The organism is Pseudomonas sp. Irchel s3h14, from assembly GCF_900187425.1.
Classification (GTDB): Bacteria; Pseudomonadota; Gammaproteobacteria; order Pseudomonadales; family Pseudomonadaceae; genus Aquipseudomonas.
On the sequence record NZ_FYDJ01000003.1, the window covers coordinates 385,049 to 402,140 of the forward strand.

A 17,092-nucleotide genomic window follows, 5' to 3' on the forward strand; every position below is an offset into this window, starting at 1 on the left:
CCCATCCGTGATGGTTCGACGACATCGTGTCGCCCAACCAACCAGCCCAGGTAAATGGCGCACAATGACTTCTAAAAACAATCCGGCCACTGCGATATCCGATCTGACGTTGAGCCCCGCGGCAAACAGCCCCGCACCGTCGAAGCCATTGACGCCATCGCGCCCGCTGGCAACTCAGCAATACCTGTACTTCACCGAAACCAATACCGATCGCATCCTCGATAATCTCGACGGTCTGCGCGACATGGTGTTCCCGCGCCCACCGCATCTGGAAGGCGACAGTGAACATCACAGCGATCAGGAATTCCCGTCGGTGTGCCTGATCGGCCTGGGCCGCTGCGGTTCGAACATCGCGCTGGACGTCGCCGAGCTGGTGTACAACGCCCGCAAGTTCTACCTCAACGAATTCAATAACGAAGATCGCCTGTCGCCGGACAAGCGCTTCGCCGAAAAGGGCTACAGCCCGGCACAGTGGATTCGCAACAACCTGCGCCTGGGACCGAACAAGGCCAGCAAACCGGTATTCCTGGTCGAGCCGCTGGTGATGCTCGGCGACCTGGACAAAGACATCGCCGGCCGCATCCGTTTCTCGCGCAAGGGCGAAAAAAGCGGTTTCCTGCGCGACTACAGCAAAATGAAGATCATGGACTTGTCGGAAGTCCACGCCGGTGGCGCCGGTAACGCGCCGATCCTCGGCCAGTACCTGGCCAAGATCATCCTGAACAAGGACACCCAGCGTTTCTCCAGCCCTGACTGGAAGATGATTCACTCGTACCTGATCGACAGCTGCGGGATCAAGGCCAACCAGTCGCGCCTGTACTTCTCGATCTTCAGTGCCGGCGGCGGTACCGGTTCGGGCATGGCCTCGGAATTCGGCCTGGCCCAGCAGCACTCGTACATGAACAAGACGTTCGATACCAAGCCGATGGACGAGCACGACAGCAAGAGCGGTCATTCCTTCGTCTTCGAACCGATATTCACCAGCGGCATTTGCGTGTTGCCGAACATTTCCGATCACCGCAGCGAAATGTCTGAGGCGTTGCACATCAACGCCGGTCGTCTGCTGTGTAAATACCTGTCGGAAGAGTGGGACTTCTCCTACAACTTCGCCAACGAAGACAGCAGCGAAGCCAGTGTCATGGGCCGTATCCGCCCATGGAACGCCATGATGCTGATCTCCAACGACATCATGCGTTATGCCGAAGAAAGCGATGACGGCAACATTCAGAACATCGACGTCAACGCGATGGAAAAGCACGCTAACCAGTACATCTCACAGCAGATCTTCAACATTCTGACGGCTCAGGCGGTTACAACCGACTACGACCAGAACTATTTCCGTCGCGCCGGCATCGACATTGGCGAAACCATTCGCCTCGACGCCAACGACCTGTTCATGAGTCTGGCCGGCCCCGTAGCGATTGCCTACGCCGAGTCCGTGGTGCCGGAAACTCCGCCGCCGAGCAGCGACAAGTTCAAGGTGTTCGAGAAAGAACCGCAGCGCCTGAACATCGACGACCTGTTCTTCCGCTCCATCGACTTGCCGCACTTCAACAAAGTGACCCAGGCGATTGAAGGCATCAGCCTGTTGCCAATCGAATCCAAGCGCTATCGCGCCTCGCTGGAGCAGTACAAGAATTCGGGATACGACGCGGCCGCGTTGCACGACCTGCACTTCTTCAAGAACTGCTCGTCGGTGGTCTCGATTGTTTCGTTGCCGAAGGACTACAAGCTGTCCTACATGGACTTGAACCGGTTGAAGACCCACCTCAACAGCCTGTTCCCGAACACCACGCTCAAGCGTTATGCACTGGTCATCGGCGCCTCGGCCAACCTGTCGCTGACCACCCTGATCGCCAAGAGCCCGTGCCTGTCGGACGACTTCCTGACGCTGATCGTGGCCTTCATCAAGCGTTGCTTCGCGAAAAACCCGTACCGCTTTGACGAGACCCTGGATAACTCGATCCTGGACTTCATCATTAATGAAGAGTTCGACGAGGACCGGATCGACGAGTTGCTTAATGAGTTCGAGAACCCGGCGAAGATCCTCGATACCAACTGGTACGCGATCAAACCGATGTACGAGAAGAAGTACCGCGAGCTGATCAACGACAAAGACAAGTTCGTCTCGATCAATGACATTCGTCTGTCCCGGGATTGCGTGAAGAAGGCGATCAAGTACTTGCGCGAGATTTACCGTCACCGGATTGGCAAGACCAAGGTTATTTCCCTCAATAACCATACCGGCAAGACTGCTTAACTCACCGACTGTCGATCGTTCCCACGCAGAGCGTGGGAACGATCACATCCAGAAACAATTAAGCAGCCATCAGGCTGCTTAGTAAACTGTTCCCGTTACGTTTACGTCACCGTGATGCTGGCCCGCCTGTGGCCTTTCTCTACGGCAACATGCCATCACGCTACTCGGCTACACACTTTTGCCCGACAAAGTCACGCACCAATAGAGTGCACATCTTCAGCTCGTCGCCCTTTCCTGGATCAGAATCCACGGCGAAACGACCACTGCCCACAGCTCCGGATCGCGTTCGAAAAGATCCAGCGCCCGCGTTTCAGACAGCTTGGCAACCTTGTCGGCGGCCAGCCAGGCAGCCACTTTCTCGCCTTCGTCGGTCGCGACTGCCTCCGCTGCAGCAATCAAATCCAGACCGGGATCGACCCACAATAGGGCACCCCTGGCGAAGAACGGCTCAAGCTCCTTCCAGGTAATAGATGCGGTTTCACCAAGCAGCTTGGCATAGAGGGTGCTAGGTTCTTGAGTCATGGGTCCTGTCCGGAAAAGAAATCGACGTAATCATAACGTTGGTGGTCTGGCAGAAAAACCCGGATGCAACTGAGTTACCGATTGAAAACAGCAGGAAAGCCAAGGATTGCTGATATTTCAGCTATAACCCCCGCCGCCATTCTGTCTTTTTCTTTCAAAAAAGCGACACCCTCTGATTTTGCCCCCTGGCGCCAGCTTCCCAGGCTAACAATTGGCGCTCTACACTGTACCGGTACAGTTGCCGGGGGCATTTTCCGGAGGATATCGAAGATATCTGACCCGGTTCTGCTGCTACGGCGCCAGGACTATAAAAACTACAACAGTAAGAGTGGAGCACTATGACTAAGGCTACTAAGCAGATTTCCAAACTGTTTGCCGCTATGGTTCTGGCCGGGGTTGCCAGCCATTCGTTCGCAGCTGACACCATCAAGATCGGCATCGCCGGCCCTAAAACCGGCCCTGTAGCCCAATACGGCGACATGCAGTTCAGTGGCGCCAAAATGGCCATCGAACAGATCAACGCCAAAGGCGGCGTAGACGGCAAGAAACTCGAAGCCGTTGAATACGATGACGCCTGTGATCCAAAACAAGCGGTAGCGGTCGCGAACAAAGTCGTCAACGACGGCGTCAAGTTCGTGGTCGGTCACCTGTGCTCCAGCTCCACCCAACCCGCTTCGGACATTTACGAAGACGAAGGCGTGATCATGATCACCCCGGCTGCTACCAGCCCGGACATCACCGCCCGTGGTTACAAAATGATCTTCCGCACCATCGGTCTGGACAGCGCCCAGGGCCCTGCCGCCGGTAACTACATTGCCGACTTCGTAAAACCGAAAATCGTTGCCGTGCTGCACGACAAACAGCAATACGGTGAAGGCATCGCCAGCGCCGTGAAGAAAACCCTGGAAGGCAAAGGCATCAAGGTTGCCGTGTTCGAAGGCATCAACGCCGGCGACAAAGACTTCTCTTCGATGGTCGCCAAGCTCAAGCAAGCCAACGTCGACTTCGTCTACTACGGCGGCTACCACCCGGAGCTGGGTCTGATCCTGCGTCAATCCCAGGAAAAAGGCCTGAAAGCCAAGTTCATGGGTCCGGAAGGCGTGGGTAACGACTCCATTTCGCAGATCGCCAAAGACGCTTCCGAAGGTCTGCTGGTAACCCTGCCGAAATCCTTCGACCAGGATCCGGCCAACATCGCCCTGGCTGATGCGTTCAAAGCCAAGAAAGAAGACCCGAGCGGTCCATTCGTGTTCCCGGCCTACTCGGCTGTGACCGTAATTGCCGACGGTATCAAGGCTGCCAAGAGCGAAGACTCTGCCAAAGTGGCTGAAGCCATCCACGCAGGCACCTTCAAGACTCCGACTGGCGACCTGAGCTTCGACGCCAAAGGCGACCTGAAAGACTTCAAATTTGTGGTTTACGAGTGGCACTTCGGCAAACCAAAAACTGAAGCCAAGCCTCAGTAAGGCGTTGCCTGACTGACTGCCAATAAAGCCCACGGCGTGCCGTGGGCTTTGTTTTACGAACGTATTGGGCCGCGCTGGCGTGATCCGCCAGTCTCCCCACCTGAAAATCTCAAAACCGTCATCAGCGGTTCGCTGGCAAATCTCGAATTCGAAGTGGGTGCAGATCCACGGGGCTCGAGCGGGAAAATGACTCCACCAGTGAAATGCGTATCAGGTTTTTAGGAGCGCTGTAATGCCTGACATCTATCACTTCTTCCAACAGCTGGTTAATGGTCTGACCATTGGCAGCACATATGCCCTGATCGCCATCGGCTATACGATGGTTTACGGCATCATTGGAATGATCAACTTCGCCCACGGCGAGGTGTACATGATTGGCTCCTATGTGGCGTTCATTGCCATTGCGGGCCTGACCATGATGGGACTCGACAGTGTTCCACTGTTGATGACCGCTGCTTTTCTCGCGACCATCGTCGTGACCAGTGCCTACGGCTACAGCATCGAACGGATCGCCTACCGCCCCCTGCGCGGCAGCAACCGTCTGATCCCGCTGATTTCCGCCATCGGCATGTCGATCTTCCTGCAGAACACGGTTCTGCTGGCGCAAGACTCCAAGGACAAATCCATCCCCAACCTGATCCCCGGTAACATCTCCTTCGGGCCAGGTGGCGCACATGAAGTGCTGATTTCCTACATGCAAATCGTGGTGTTCGTGGTGACCTTTGTCGCCATGCTCGGCCTGACGTTGTTCATCTCCCGCTCTCGCCTGGGTCGCGCCTGCCGCGCCTGTGCCGAAGACATCAAGATGGCCAACCTCTTGGGTATCAACACCAACAACATCATCGCCCTGACCTTCGTCATCGGTGCCGCACTGGCAGCCATCGCGGCTGTGTTGCTGAGCATGCAATACGGCGTGATCAACCCGAACGCCGGTTTCCTGGTCGGTCTCAAGGCCTTCACCGCAGCGGTACTGGGCGGTATCGGCAGCATCCCCGGAGCCATGCTCGGCGGGATCGTGCTTGGGGTGGCGGAAGCCTTTGGTGCCGATATTTTCGGCGACCAATACAAGGACGTCGTGGCGTTCGGCTTATTGGTTCTGGTGTTGTTGTTCCGGCCAACCGGCCTGTTGGGCCGTCCGGAGGTTGAAAAAGTATGACTAGGAATCTTAAACAGGCGTTGTTCAGCGCCTTGCTGGTGTGGGCCGTTGCCTACCCGGTACTCGGTCTGAAACTGACCATTGTCGGCATCAACCTCGAAGTACATGGCACCAGCAACGCAACGCTGATCACCATTGCCGTGTGCTCGGTGCTGATGTTCTTGCGGGTGTTGTTCGATCAGCAGATCAGCTCGGCCTGGAAATCCTCGCCGAACATGCCGGTGATGCCGGCCAAGGCCAGTACGTTCCTGACCCTGCCGACCACTCAGCGCTGGATCATCATCGCGTTGATCATCGGTGCGCTGGTCTGGCCGTTCTTCGGCTCCCGCGGCGCGGTGGATATCGCCACACTGGTGCTGATCTACGTGATGCTCGGCCTGGGCCTGAACATCGTGGTCGGTCTGGCCGGTCTGCTCGACCTCGGTTACGTCGGCTTCTATGCCGTCGGTGCCTACAGTTATGCGCTGCTGTCGCACTACTACGGTCTGAGCTTCTGGATCTGCCTGCCAATCGCCGGGATGATGGCGGCCACCTTCGGCTTCCTGCTCGGTTTCCCGGTCCTGCGTTTGCGTGGTGACTATCTGGCGATCGTGACCCTGGGCTTCGGTGAGATCATCCGTCTGTTCCTGCGTAACCTGACCGAGCTCACCGGCGGCCCGAACGGCATCAGCAACATCGAGAAACCGACGTTCTTCGGCCTGACCTTCGAACGTAAAGCTGCTGAAGGCCTGCAGACGTTCCACGAGTACTTCGGCCTGGCATACAACTCGATCAACAAGGTGATCTTCCTTTACCTGGTGGCGTTGTTCCTGGCGTTGTTCGCGTTGTTCGTCATCAACCGCTTGCTGCGCATGCCCCTGGGCCGTGCCTGGGAAGCGTTGCGTGAAGACGAAATCGCCTGCCGTGCGTTGGGTCTCAATCCTACGGTCATCAAGCTGTCGGCCTTCACCCTCGGTGCTGCGTTCGCCGGTTTCGCCGGTAGCTTCTTCGCCGCGCGCCAAGGTCTGGTGACACCGGAGTCCTTCACCTTCATCGAATCGGCGACCATCCTCGCCATCGTGGTGCTGGGTGGCATGGGCTCGCAGCTGGGCGTCGTACTCGCCGCCACGGTGATGATCCTGTTGCCGGAAATGATGCGTGAGTTCAGTGAATACCGCATGTTGATGTTCGGCGCCTTGATGGTGCTGATGATGATCTGGCGTCCTCAAGGACTGCTGCCCATGCAACGTCCTCACATGGAGCTGCGCAAATGAGCCGCGAGATCCTTAAAGTCGAAAATCTGAGCATGCGCTTCGGCGGTTTGCTGGCGGTCAACGGCGTAGCCCTGAGCGTGAAGGAAAAACAGGTCGTGGCACTGATCGGCCCGAACGGCGCCGGCAAGACCACCGTGTTCAACTGCCTGACCGGTTTCTATAAACCGAGCGGCGGCAGCATCCTGCTGGACGGCGAGCCGATCGAAGGCCTGCCCGGCCACAAGATTGCCCTCAAAGGCGTGGTGCGCACCTTCCAGAACGTGCGGCTGTTCAAGGACATGACGGCGGTCGAGAACCTCTTGATCGCCCAGCACCGTCATCTGAACACCAACTTCCTGGCGGGCCTGTTCAAGACCCCGGGGTTCCGCAAGAGCGAACGCGAGGCCATGGAGTTCGCCGAGTTCTGGCTGGAAAAGGTCAACCTCAAGGCGTTCGCCAACCGGCCGGCCGGCACCCTGGCCTACGGTCAGCAACGTCGTCTGGAAATCGCTCGCTGCATGATGACCCGTCCGCGGATCCTCATGCTCGACGAACCGGCCGCCGGCCTGAACCCGAAGGAAACCGAAGACCTGAAGGCGCTGATCAGCATGCTGCGTGAAGAGCACAACGTCACCGTGCTGCTGATCGAACACGACATGAAACTGGTCATGAGCATTTCCGACCACATCGTCGTGATCAACCAGGGCACGCCTCTGGCCGACGGCACGCCGGAACAGATCCGTGACAATCCCGAAGTGATCAAAGCCTACCTGGGGGAAGCGTAAATGCTGCAATTCGAAAACGTTTCCACCTTCTACGGCAAGATCCAGGCCCTGCACAGCGTCAACGTGGAAATCCGTCAGGGCGAAATCGTCACCCTGATCGGTGCCAACGGCGCGGGCAAATCCACCTTGCTGATGACGCTTTGCGGTTCGCCGCAAGCCCACAGCGGCAGCATCAAGTACATGGGTGAAGAGCTCGTGGGGCAGACCTCGGCGCAGATCATGCGCAAGAGCATCGCCGTGGTTCCGGAAGGTCGTCGGGTGTTTGCCCGTCTGACCGTGGAAGAAAACCTCGCCATGGGCGGGTTCTTCACCGACAAGGGCGATTATCAGGAACAGATGGACAAGGTTCTCGGACTTTTCCCACGCCTGAAAGAACGCTTCGCCCAACGCGGCGGCACCATGTCCGGCGGCGAACAGCAAATGCTCGCCATCGGCCGTGCGCTGATGAGCAAACCCAAGCTGTTGCTGCTCGACGAACCTTCGTTGGGTCTGGCACCGATCATCATCCAGCAGATCTTCGACATCATCGAACAGCTGCGCAAGGACGGTGTGACGGTGTTCCTGGTGGAGCAGAACGCCAACCAGGCGCTGAAAATCGCTGACCGCGCGTACGTTCTGGAGAACGGCCGGGTGGTGATGACAGGCACTGGGGAAGCGTTGCTGACCGATCCGAAAGTACGTGAAGCGTACTTGGGTGGTTGAGTCTTCGCGGTAAACAAAAAACGGCCTTCGGGCCGTTTTTTGTTTTTACATTCAACGACGATGACCGATCGTTCCCACGCTCTGCGTGGGAATGCCTCACCGGACGCTCTGCGTCCATTTGGGACGCGGAGCGTCCCGGGCTGCATTACCACGCGGAGCGTGGGAACGATCATTTTCTAGCGCAGCCGATCCAGCGCTTCACCGCTGCGCTTGAACCAGCCAATCAGATAATCCGCCAGCACTTGCGTACGTTTCGGCAAACCGCCCTGATACGGGTGAACCAGGTACATCGGCATGCGGCGGGTCTGATAGTCACGCAGGAGCCATCGCAATCGCCCGTCAGCCAATTCCGCTTGCAGCAAGTAGGACGGCAACCGCGCAATGCCGGCGCCGGCCAGTGCCGCTTTCTTCAGCAGGCTGTAATGGTTGCTGGCGAACGGTCCCGACACGCGAACCCGCAACAACTCGTGTTGCTGGTGATAGAGCCACTCTTCGCGACCGCTGTAATGACTGTTGAGCAGACAGCGGTGTTCGGCGAGTGCTTGAGGCGTCAAGGGTTCGCCGTACTGCTCAAGGTAAGCCGGGCTGGCGCAGGTCATTTCGTGCCAGGCTAAAAGCGGTCGGGCCACCAGACGCTCGTCATTGCCCACCTCGGAGCGAACCGCGAGATCAAACCCGTCGCGGGACAAATCACGGTAGCTGTTGCTCAGGTCCAGCTCGATCTGCACCTCGGGATATTTGCCGGAAAACTCCAGCAACAAGCCATCGAAGAAGGTTTCCCCCAGCGATACCGGAACCGTCATACGCACCGGGCCGGCCATGTCGTCCTTCAGCCGCGCCAATGCCTGACGCGCCCTCTCGACCTGGACTACGAGCGCCTGGGCTTGCGGCAACAGCGCCGCACCTGCGGCCGTCAGGCTCAAACGGCGAGTGGTGCGTTGCAGCAGCACCACTGAAAACCGTGTTTCCAGCAGGCTGATGCGCTTGGACAATTGGCCCTTGCTACAGCCCAATTGTTGCGCCGCCAAGGTGAAACTCCCCGCCTCGATCAACACCGCAAACGCTGCCAGATCATCCATTTCGCTCATGGATTGTTTCCATTTGAAAACCAAAGGTTGCCTATTAGCACGCTTCTCGATGGAAAAAACCACTCTAGACTTCAACCTCGTTTAACCACTTCGAGGAACAGCACGATGAAAATTCTTTTGATAGGCGCAGGCGGCACCATCGGTTCGGCGGTCGACAAGGAGCTGTCCGAGCGTCACGAGATCATCCGCATCGGCCGCAACAGCGGGGACTTCCATGTGGATATCAGCGACAGTGCGTCGATTCGCAAGCTGTTCGAGAAAACCGGCAAGTTCGATGCACTGGTCTGCGCCGCCGGCAACGTGACCTTCGCCCCCCTCGGTGAAATGACCGAAGAAAGCTTCGCGCTGGGTCTGAAAGACAAGTTGATGGGTCAGGTCAATCTGCTGCTGATCGGCCGCGAGTTCGCCAATGATGGCGCCTCGTTCACCTTCACCACCGGCGTGCTCAGCCACGACCCGATTCGCAGTGGCGCCTCGGCAGCGCTGGTCAACGGCGCCCTTGACAGCTTCGTCCGCGCCGCCGCCATCGAACTGCCTCGCGGCCTGCGCGTCAATTCGGTGAGCCCGAACGTACTGGTCGAAGCCATGGACAAATACGCGCCGTACTTCCGCGGCTACAAACCGGTTCCGGCAGCGGATGTGGCATTGGCCTACGCCAAAAGCGTGGAAGGCCTGCAAACAGGTCAGACCTTTCACGTGGGCTAAACCGCCGCAACCTGTAGGAGCACGGCTTGCCGGCGATGGCGTCCTTGAGATCGCCATCGCGAGCAAGCTTTGCTCCTACAAAGTGATCGACAACAGGACGCTAAAAGTCGGTGGGGTTGTGATGAACGGTCAGGCTGAGTAACGTGGCGGCACTTGTCTGGAGACTCAAAGATGCGTGTTGCCCGTTCCTTAGTCCTTGTTGCCCTGCTTCCGTTGTTCGCCGCTTGCCAGTTGCTCGATGGCCCGCGTGAAAGTGCCTCCCACGTGGGCCAGACCCGCATGCAGGGCCAGTTGACGGCGGCCGACGGCAAGCTGTTGTTCCAGCCGTGCAATGAGCAGCGCAGTTATGTGGTCAACGACACCGGCGGCACCAGCGTCCTGCAAGAGGCCGCGACCTTGGCCGATGCCCAGGGCAAGCTGTTTGCCGACGTACGTGGCCGGATCGTTGCCAATGGTACCGACAGCCGCCTCGATCTTGCGCAGCTGTACCGCGTCGAGCGCTCGGGCACCGCGTGCAACGATCCGAATTTCAAAGTGCTGATTCTGCGCGCCGCCGGCCATGGGCCTGAGTGGAACGTGAAAGTCAGTGGCAAAGGCATGGTCATCGAGCGCGCCGGTCAGCCGCCATTGGCCTTGCCCTACGTTGAAGAGCAATTGGGCGATGGCCGCTTCAACCTCAGCACCGAAGCCAATAACCAGCACATTGAACTGTGGGTCGCGCCGCAACGTTGCGTCGACAGCACCACCGGCAGTGTCCAGCACATGAGCGCCGAACTGCGCGTCGACGGCCAGGTTCAGCGTGGTTGCGGGTATTTCGGCGGATCGCGTAACGACTGATCGTTTTAGCCTCACGGGAATCATTCGTTGAGGCTTATAATCGCGGGCTTCAAACGCCTTGGCGCAGTTGTGCGCCCCGCGAACCGGATCCTGTCATGTTACGAATCACCGAACTCAAGCTGCCGATCGACCATCCCGAAGAAGACCTGCGCCCTGCCATCGTGCAGCGCCTGGGCATCAGCAGTGATGACCTGCTCGACTTCACCTTGTTCAAGCGCAGCTACGATGCGCGCAAAAAGTCCTCCGAACTGTGCTTCATCTACACCATCGACCTCAACGTTCGCGATGAGGCGGCGGTGCTGCACAAATTCGCCGATGACCGTAACGTCAACGTGGCGCCGGATGTCAGCTACAAAGCGGTCGGCCAGGCGCCGGCTGATCTTGAGCAACGTCCTGTCGTCGTGGGTTTCGGCCCGTGCGGGATTTTCGCCGGGCTGCTGCTCGCGCAAATGGGCTTCAAGCCGATCATCCTCGAGCGCGGCACCGAAGTGCGTCAGCGCACCAAGGACACTTGGGGCCTGTGGCGTAAAAGCGTGCTTAACCCGGAATCCAACGTGCAGTTCGGTGAAGGTGGCGCGGGGACATTCTCCGACGGCAAGCTCTACAGCCAGATCAAGGACCCGAAATTCATCGGTCGCAAAGTCCTGCACGAGTTCGTAAAAGCAGGCGCGCCGGAAGAAATTCTCTACGTCAGCAAACCGCACATCGGTACGTTCCGTCTGACCGGTGTTGTGGAAAACATGCGTGAGCAGATTCGCGCGTTGGGTGGCGAAGTGCGCTTTCAGCAGCGCGTTACCGACGTGTTGATTGAGGACGGCCAACTGGTCGGCGTCGAGCTCAATGGCGGCGAGCAGATCCATTCGAAACACGTGATTCTGGCCCTCGGTCATAGCGCCCGGGACACCTTCCGCATGCTCCACGGCCGTGGCGTGTTCATGGAAGCCAAACCGTTTTCGGTGGGTTTCCGCATCGAACACCCGCAATCGCTGATCGACCGCGCGCGTCTGGGCAAGTACGCCGGCCACCCGAAACTCGGGGCCGCCGACTACAAACTGGTGCACCACGCCAGCAACGGACGTTCGGTCTACAGCTTCTGCATGTGCCCGGGCGGCACCGTGGTAGCGGCGACGTCCGAGCCGGGCCGCGTGGTCACCAACGGCATGAGCCAGTACTCGCGTAACGAACGCAACGCCAACTCCGGGATCGTTGTCGGGATCACCCCGGAAGTCGATTATCCGGGCGGCCCGCTAGCGGGTATCGAGTTGCAGGAACGCCTGGAATCCCACGCCTTTGTGCTGGGCGGCAGCAACTACGAAGCACCGGCGCAACTGGTCGGCGACTTCATTGCCGGCAAGCCGTCCACCGAGTTGGGCAGCGTAGAACCCTCCTACAAACCGGGGGTTGCCTTGGGTGACTTGGCGCTGGCCTTGCCGGCGTTCGCCATCGAAGCCATTCGCGAAGCGTTGCCCGCGTTCGAGAAGCAGATTCGCGGTTACTCGCTGCACGATGCGGTGTTGACCGGGATCGAGACCCGTACGTCGTCGCCGCTGCGGATCACCCGTGACGAGTCGATGCAGAGCCTGAACGTGAAAGGCTTGTTCCCGGCAGGTGAAGGCGCGGGTTACGCGGGCGGGATTCTGTCGGCGGGTGTCGACGGGATTCGGATTGCAGAAGCTGTGGCCCGCGACATCCTCGGCCTCGAAGCCTGAGATAGATCGTTCCCACGCTCTGCGTGGGAATGCAGCCAGGGACGCTCCGCGTCCCGAAAGCGGACGCAGAGCGTCCGGTGAGGCATTCCCACGCAGAGCGTGGGAACGATCGTCGGGTTAAATATTGGCGCGCAGAACGCTGGCCGGCAGCGGCTCGCCGCGCTCGACACAACCCGCCACGGCATCCATCAAACCACTCAACTCATACCCCTGGGCCTTGAGCCAAACCTGATCGTAATAGGTGGTCGCATAGCGCTCGCCGCCATCACACAAAATCGCCACGATCGACCCCGACTCCCCCGCCGCCGCCATCTGCTGGGCCGCCATCAAGGCGCCGATCAGGTTGGTCCCGCTCGACCCGCCCACCCGACGTCCCAAACGCTGCGCCAGGTAATGCATGGCCGCCAGCGACAACGCGTCCGGAACCTTGACCATCGCATCGATCACTTTGGGCAGAAACGACGCTTCCACCCGAGGCCGGCCAATGCCTTCAATCCGCGAACCGCAATCCAGGCGCAGACTGGCGTCGCCGGTCTGGTAGTAATCGAAGAACACCGAGCGCTCGGCATCGGCGCAGAGCACGCGGGTGCAATGCTGGCGATAACGCACGTAACGGCCCAGCGTCGCGGTGGTGCCGCCGGTGCCGGGGCTGGAAATCAGCCAGCTCGGCTCGGGGTGCAGTTCGAAGCGCATTTGCTGGAAGATCGACTCGGCGATGTTGTTGTTCGCCCGCCAGTCGGTAGCGCGCTCGGCATAGGTGAACTGATCGATGAAATGCCCATCGTGTTCGCGGGCCAGGCGCTCGGATTCGGCGTAGATCTGCGTCGGATCATCGACCAAATGACTCTTGCCGCCGTAGAAAGCGATCTGCGCGATCTTCTCTTTGGAGGTGGTCGCCGGCATCACCGCAATGAACGGCAAGCCCAGCAAACTGGCGAAGTATGCCTCGGAAATCGCCGTCGAACCGCTGGACGCTTCAATCACCGGCGCACCGGGTTTGAGCCAGCCATTACACAGCGCATACAGAAACAGCGAGCGCGCCAAGCGGTGCTTCAGGCTGCCCGTGGGATGGCTGGACTCATCCTTGAAATACAACTCGATGCCCGGAAAACCCGGCAGCGGCAAGGGAATCAGGTGGGTGTCGGCGCTGCGCTGGAAGTCGGCCTCGATGATCCGGATGGCTTCGCGGGCCCACTGTCGGTTGTCGCTCATGGTGGTTTTCTCGTTGAGTCGGCCTTGTTGCAAGGCTCAGCTAACAAGCTTAGGAAAAAACCTACATCACGCACAGGTACAGCTGAGGTTCAATACGCCCGACAACTGCTAGGCTCAGGTCCCTGCTGGTCGTTCACGTTGTAACGGCATATAACAAAAAAGAATATAACTTTTGTTTTAACAACTAACGGTACGGGTTAGGGTGTGCCACCTTTTGAATTCATCGATGGAGAGCGACCTTGCCTCTGCGTAGCACTTTCACGCGTTTCTTCCAGTTGGAAGCTGCCAGCGGTCTGTTATTGATCGCCGCTGCGGCCCTGGCTTTGATCATCAACAACTCCCCGCTGTCGTGGCTTTACAGCAGCTTTCTGGACACTCCGGTCGTGGCCCAGGTCGGCGCGTTGCAAATCGCCAAACCGGCGCTGCTGTGGATCAACGACGGCCTGATGGCCCTGTTTTTCCTGCTGATCGGGTTGGAAGTGAAGCGCGAAGTCCTTGACGGTCAACTGTCGAAACCGTCGCAAATCGTCCTGCCCGGCGCGGCGGCGATTGGCGGCATGGTGGTTCCGGCGTTGGTCTACTGGTTTCTGAACCGCGAAGACCCGGCAGCCCTGAGTGGCTGGGCCATCCCGATGGCCACCGACATCGCCTTCGCCCTCGGCGTACTGGCCCTGCTGGGTAAGCGGGTACCGGTGTCGCTGAAGCTTTTCCTGATGACTTTGGCGATTATTGACGACCTAGGCGCAATCATCGTCATTGCGATCTTCTACTCGGGTACGCTCTCGACCCTTTCGCTGTCTCTGGCCGCGACGTGCATCGTGGCCCTGATCGCGATGAACCGGCTCGGGGTGGTCAAGCTCGGGCCGTACATGATCATCGGTTTGATCCTTTGGGTTTGTGTGCTCAAGAGCGGCGTCCACGCGACACTGGCCGGTGTGACCTTGGCCTTCTGCATTCCACTGCGCACGAAAAACGCCGAACCTTCGCCGCTGCTGACCCTCGAACACGCCCTGCATCCATGGGTGGCCTACGGCATCTTGCCGCTGTTCGCGTTCGCCAACGCTGGCCTGTCCCTGAGCGGCGTGACCGTCGAAAGTTTCACCCACCACGTGCCGATGGGCATCGCGGTCGGCCTTCTGCTGGGCAAAACCCTCGGCGTCTTCGGCCTGACCTGGCTGGCCGTGAAAATCGGCATCGCCGCCCTGCCCCAAGGCGCCAACTGGGGCCAGGTATTGGGCGTGGCAATCCTCTGCGGCATCGGCTTCACCATGAGTCTGTTTGTCGGCTCCCTGGCGTTTGTACCGGGTGTCAGTGAATACGCCGGGATGGACCGGATGGGGATTTTGACCGGGTCGATACTGGCGGCGCTGATTGGTTATGCGGTGACGGCGGCAGCGAGTCGCAAGAGCGCCGTTCTGCAATCCTGATAAACAGAGACAACTCTTAGAGTCATTGAAGACTCGTCCTACAGCCACGATCAGCCTCGTTCGTTAACGTCGCACAGCCCCTTTTTTGGGGGCTGTCGATGTTCGAACACAAGGAAGATCAGTGGCTGGCAATAAGGACATTCCCCGGGTTCAGAACCCTCCGTCAGGCGACGGTCATCACGTCACTCACCGCTTTATGACGGCTACCGAACTGGCCGCGCGGGATGCCAGACAAAACGCTTACGACGCCATGCTCGCGAGGCAAGACGCCTTCGAACGGAGTCGTGAGGTCGTCGCGAAAAAGCACGAGGCCGTTCGCGCAGGATGCGTATTCGCCAAGTCCTGCAAGCTTCCCGACGCCATCATCGATTACTCGAATCCTTCGGGGATGGTGCCTACCGACAGCCTCAAGGACTACGGAGAAGTCGCCTGGCTCGGTGCTCGTGAGGTAGACGATGCCGGGCTGCTGAATCTTGAAACGATCAGTGGCAGTACTGTCTCGCTCGGCATCGGCCGAATGGCTCTTCGCACACCGACTCTCGCCGTTCCCACCGCAGCACTCAGTGCTGCTGGAACCGCCATATTGGCCGGCCTGGTCGCGTTTTTCTGGACGCCGAGCCTGGGCGACAGCGCGCTCTATACCGAAGATCAGTTGCGCGCGCTGAAACAGGCTCGAACTCGTGTTCGGCTAAGAGTCGAGCAACAGGCTGACGGCAGCCTCAAGGGATACGGTTTCTACACCGGCAAGAACCGCGATTGGGAAATGGTCGATGTCGTGCAGTTCACATTGCGCGGCAGCCAGCAGGTGGCGGTCCTGGGGGATGGTGTTGAACTGATCTGGACACCGGCCGTGGATGGTTCAGACATCCTCGGTATTCCAGCGCTGGAGGCTGCGCCGCAAGCACCGCATATTTGGGTTTATCCGCCGACGAAAACGGCTGACAGCATCATCGTGAATCCGGTTTACCCGCCTGAGTACAAGGATTTCATTCTTGTGTTTCCGGCTGGTTCCGGGGTGTCGCCGCTATATGTTGTGATCAGCGCTCCTCGTAAAGGCTTGCCAGCAGCTGGTCACAATTATCATCCAGCACCAAAAACCGAAGAAATCACTGCATTCCCGGGCCTTAAAAAGGCCAAGAAAAAGAATCCCATCGTGGGAGGTGGAGGACTTAGAGAGCGCTGGATTGATGCAAAAGGCAAAACCATCTACGAGTGGGACTCTATGCATGGGGAGCTGGAAGCTTATCGCGCAAGTAATGGGAGTCACTTGGGAGCATTTGATGCCAAAACGGGTGAGCGGCGCGATGATGCTAGAAGCGAACGAAACATCAAGAAAAAATATCTGTGAGGCAACGATGGGACTGAAGCTAAGGCTGGAATGGTATGACAAGCAAACTGAAATTTGTGAGGGGGAAGAGTCCTCCAAAGATTTAGGCGACGATGAGTCAATACTTGATGCTCTCGGCATCCCTGTCGAAAACAATATTAACAATGGAGGTTTTAATGTTGGCAGCCATTGGGTCGCCATTATTCAACCCTACTTTCGCCACATAATTGACCTGGCCGCCTACGATCACCAACTATCTTTCGATTACCGCGAGAACTGGTAACCCCCGAGACACTTGACTTACCGCTAACTGCGGTGGTCAGCCAATTTCGTTAACGTCACGAAGCCCTTTTCGGGGGGCTGCGAAGCCAGGTAGAAAGCCCTCAAAATGACTGAAGATAAAAAACGTGCGCTATCTATCCATCACCGGTTTTTACCCTGATGAAAAACAAGATGATTCATTGCAGTTCCAATTGACTATCAAAAACTATGAATTGAACCAGGCATTGGCTCAATTGACCGAGTCAAAAAAACTGGAAGAAATAGAGCCTGGAGAGCTGGAGCTAACAGCTGCTCAAATCCTACAGGTTGCAGAACTACTAGAAGTCGACTTCCCCGAGGGGCTGGAATATTTTATAGGTCCCCGCGCCGCGTCGTGACAATC

16 protein-coding genes are annotated in these 17,092 nt (G+C 58.2%); 13 read left to right on the top strand and 3 right to left on the bottom strand.

The window, feature by feature from the left end; all coding sequences use genetic code 11:
- Positions 1 to 64: 64 nt before the first annotated feature.
- Positions 65 to 2,260, top strand: a complete 2,196-nt coding sequence (locus CKW16_RS08490; protein ID WP_095128020.1) for a hypothetical protein — start codon at positions 65 to 67, stop codon at positions 2,258 to 2,260.
- 216 nt (positions 2,261 to 2,476) lie between these two features.
- On the opposite strand, the gene CKW16_RS08495 is transcribed toward CKW16_RS08490, so the two are convergent.
- The gene (locus tag CKW16_RS08495; RefSeq protein ID WP_007906642.1) at positions 2,477 to 2,782 is read right to left on the bottom strand and encodes a DUF2288 domain-containing protein; all 306 of its coding nucleotides are present in this window, start codon (positions 2,780 to 2,782) and stop codon (positions 2,477 to 2,479) included.
- Positions 2,783 to 3,120: 338 nt separating this feature from the next.
- On the opposite strand from CKW16_RS08495, the gene CKW16_RS08500 reads away from it, so the two are divergent.
- The 5 genes from CKW16_RS08500 (at position 3,121) to CKW16_RS08520 (ending at position 8,123) form a co-directional block, all read left to right on the top strand.
- On the top strand, positions 3,121 to 4,248 hold the full coding sequence (locus CKW16_RS08500) for a branched-chain amino acid ABC transporter substrate-binding protein (protein WP_095128021.1): 1,128 nt from the start codon (positions 3,121 to 3,123) through the stop codon (positions 4,246 to 4,248).
- Between the two features lie 232 nt (positions 4,249 to 4,480).
- Positions 4,481 to 5,404, top strand: coding sequence for a high-affinity branched-chain amino acid ABC transporter permease LivH (livH, locus tag CKW16_RS08505; RefSeq protein ID WP_095128022.1), 924 nt, complete (start codon positions 4,481 to 4,483; stop codon positions 5,402 to 5,404).
- Positions 5,401 to 6,657 carry a high-affinity branched-chain amino acid ABC transporter permease LivM gene (locus CKW16_RS08510; protein WP_095128023.1) on the top strand — a complete coding sequence of 419 codons (1,257 nt, stop codon included), beginning with the start codon at positions 5,401 to 5,403 and terminating at the stop codon, positions 6,655 to 6,657. Before livH ends, CKW16_RS08510 begins: the two co-directional genes overlap by 4 nt.
- The gene (gene livG, locus CKW16_RS08515; RefSeq protein WP_095128024.1) at positions 6,654 to 7,421 is read left to right on the top strand and encodes a high-affinity branched-chain amino acid ABC transporter ATP-binding protein LivG; all 768 of its coding nucleotides are present in this window, start codon (positions 6,654 to 6,656) and stop codon (positions 7,419 to 7,421) included. The genes CKW16_RS08510 and livG overlap by 4 nt, the downstream gene beginning before the upstream one ends.
- The gene (locus CKW16_RS08520; protein ID WP_046046223.1) at positions 7,422 to 8,123 is read left to right on the top strand and encodes an ABC transporter ATP-binding protein; all 702 of its coding nucleotides are present in this window, start codon (positions 7,422 to 7,424) and stop codon (positions 8,121 to 8,123) included.
- 176 nt (positions 8,124 to 8,299) lie between these two features.
- Here CKW16_RS08520 and CKW16_RS08525 read toward each other — a convergent pair whose 3' ends face one another.
- Entirely contained in the window at positions 8,300 to 9,211 is a 912-nt protein-coding gene (locus CKW16_RS08525) for a LysR family transcriptional regulator (protein WP_095128025.1), read from the bottom strand.
- A gap of 105 nt (positions 9,212 to 9,316) precedes the next feature.
- On the opposite strand from CKW16_RS08525, the gene CKW16_RS08530 reads away from it, so the two are divergent.
- The 3 genes from CKW16_RS08530 to CKW16_RS08540 all read left to right on the top strand — a co-directional run bounded on the left by CKW16_RS08530 (position 9,317) and on the right by CKW16_RS08540 (position 12,462).
- Positions 9,317 to 9,916 (top strand): short chain dehydrogenase, encoded by a 600-nt coding sequence (locus tag CKW16_RS08530; protein ID WP_095128026.1) that lies wholly within the window; start codon positions 9,317 to 9,319, stop codon positions 9,914 to 9,916.
- 171 nt (positions 9,917 to 10,087) lie between these two features.
- Positions 10,088 to 10,753, top strand: coding sequence for a COG3650 family protein (locus CKW16_RS08535; RefSeq protein WP_095128027.1), 666 nt, complete (start codon positions 10,088 to 10,090; stop codon positions 10,751 to 10,753).
- A gap of 95 nt (positions 10,754 to 10,848) precedes the next feature.
- The gene (locus CKW16_RS08540; protein ID WP_095128028.1) at positions 10,849 to 12,462 is read left to right on the top strand and encodes an NAD(P)/FAD-dependent oxidoreductase; all 1,614 of its coding nucleotides are present in this window, start codon (positions 10,849 to 10,851) and stop codon (positions 12,460 to 12,462) included.
- A 117-nt stretch (positions 12,463 to 12,579) separates the two neighbouring features.
- On the opposite strand, the gene CKW16_RS08550 is transcribed toward CKW16_RS08540, so the two are convergent.
- Entirely contained in the window at positions 12,580 to 13,674 is a 1,095-nt protein-coding gene (locus tag CKW16_RS08550) for a PLP-dependent cysteine synthase family protein (RefSeq protein ID WP_095128030.1), read from the bottom strand.
- Between the two features lie 239 nt (positions 13,675 to 13,913).
- Between CKW16_RS08550 and nhaA the strand changes: the two genes are divergently transcribed.
- From nhaA to CKW16_RS08570, 4 genes are all read left to right on the top strand, one after another.
- A complete protein-coding gene (gene nhaA, locus CKW16_RS08555) occupies positions 13,914 to 15,101 on the top strand; it encodes a Na+/H+ antiporter NhaA (RefSeq protein ID WP_095128031.1) in 1,188 nt (395 codons plus the stop codon).
- A 121-nt stretch (positions 15,102 to 15,222) separates the two neighbouring features.
- Positions 15,223 to 16,449, top strand: coding sequence for a colicin E3/pyocin S6 family cytotoxin (locus CKW16_RS08560; protein WP_095128032.1), 1,227 nt, complete (start codon positions 15,223 to 15,225; stop codon positions 16,447 to 16,449).
- Positions 16,450 to 16,456: 7 nt separating this feature from the next.
- On the top strand, positions 16,457 to 16,711 hold the full coding sequence (locus CKW16_RS08565; RefSeq protein ID WP_095128033.1) for a colicin E3-like toxin immunity protein: 255 nt from the start codon (positions 16,457 to 16,459) through the stop codon (positions 16,709 to 16,711).
- Positions 16,712 to 16,835: 124 nt separating this feature from the next.
- A complete protein-coding gene (locus tag CKW16_RS08570) occupies positions 16,836 to 17,087 on the top strand; it encodes a pyocin S6 family toxin immunity protein (protein ID WP_095128034.1) in 252 nt (83 codons plus the stop codon).
- Positions 17,088 to 17,092: the final 5 nt, after the last annotated feature.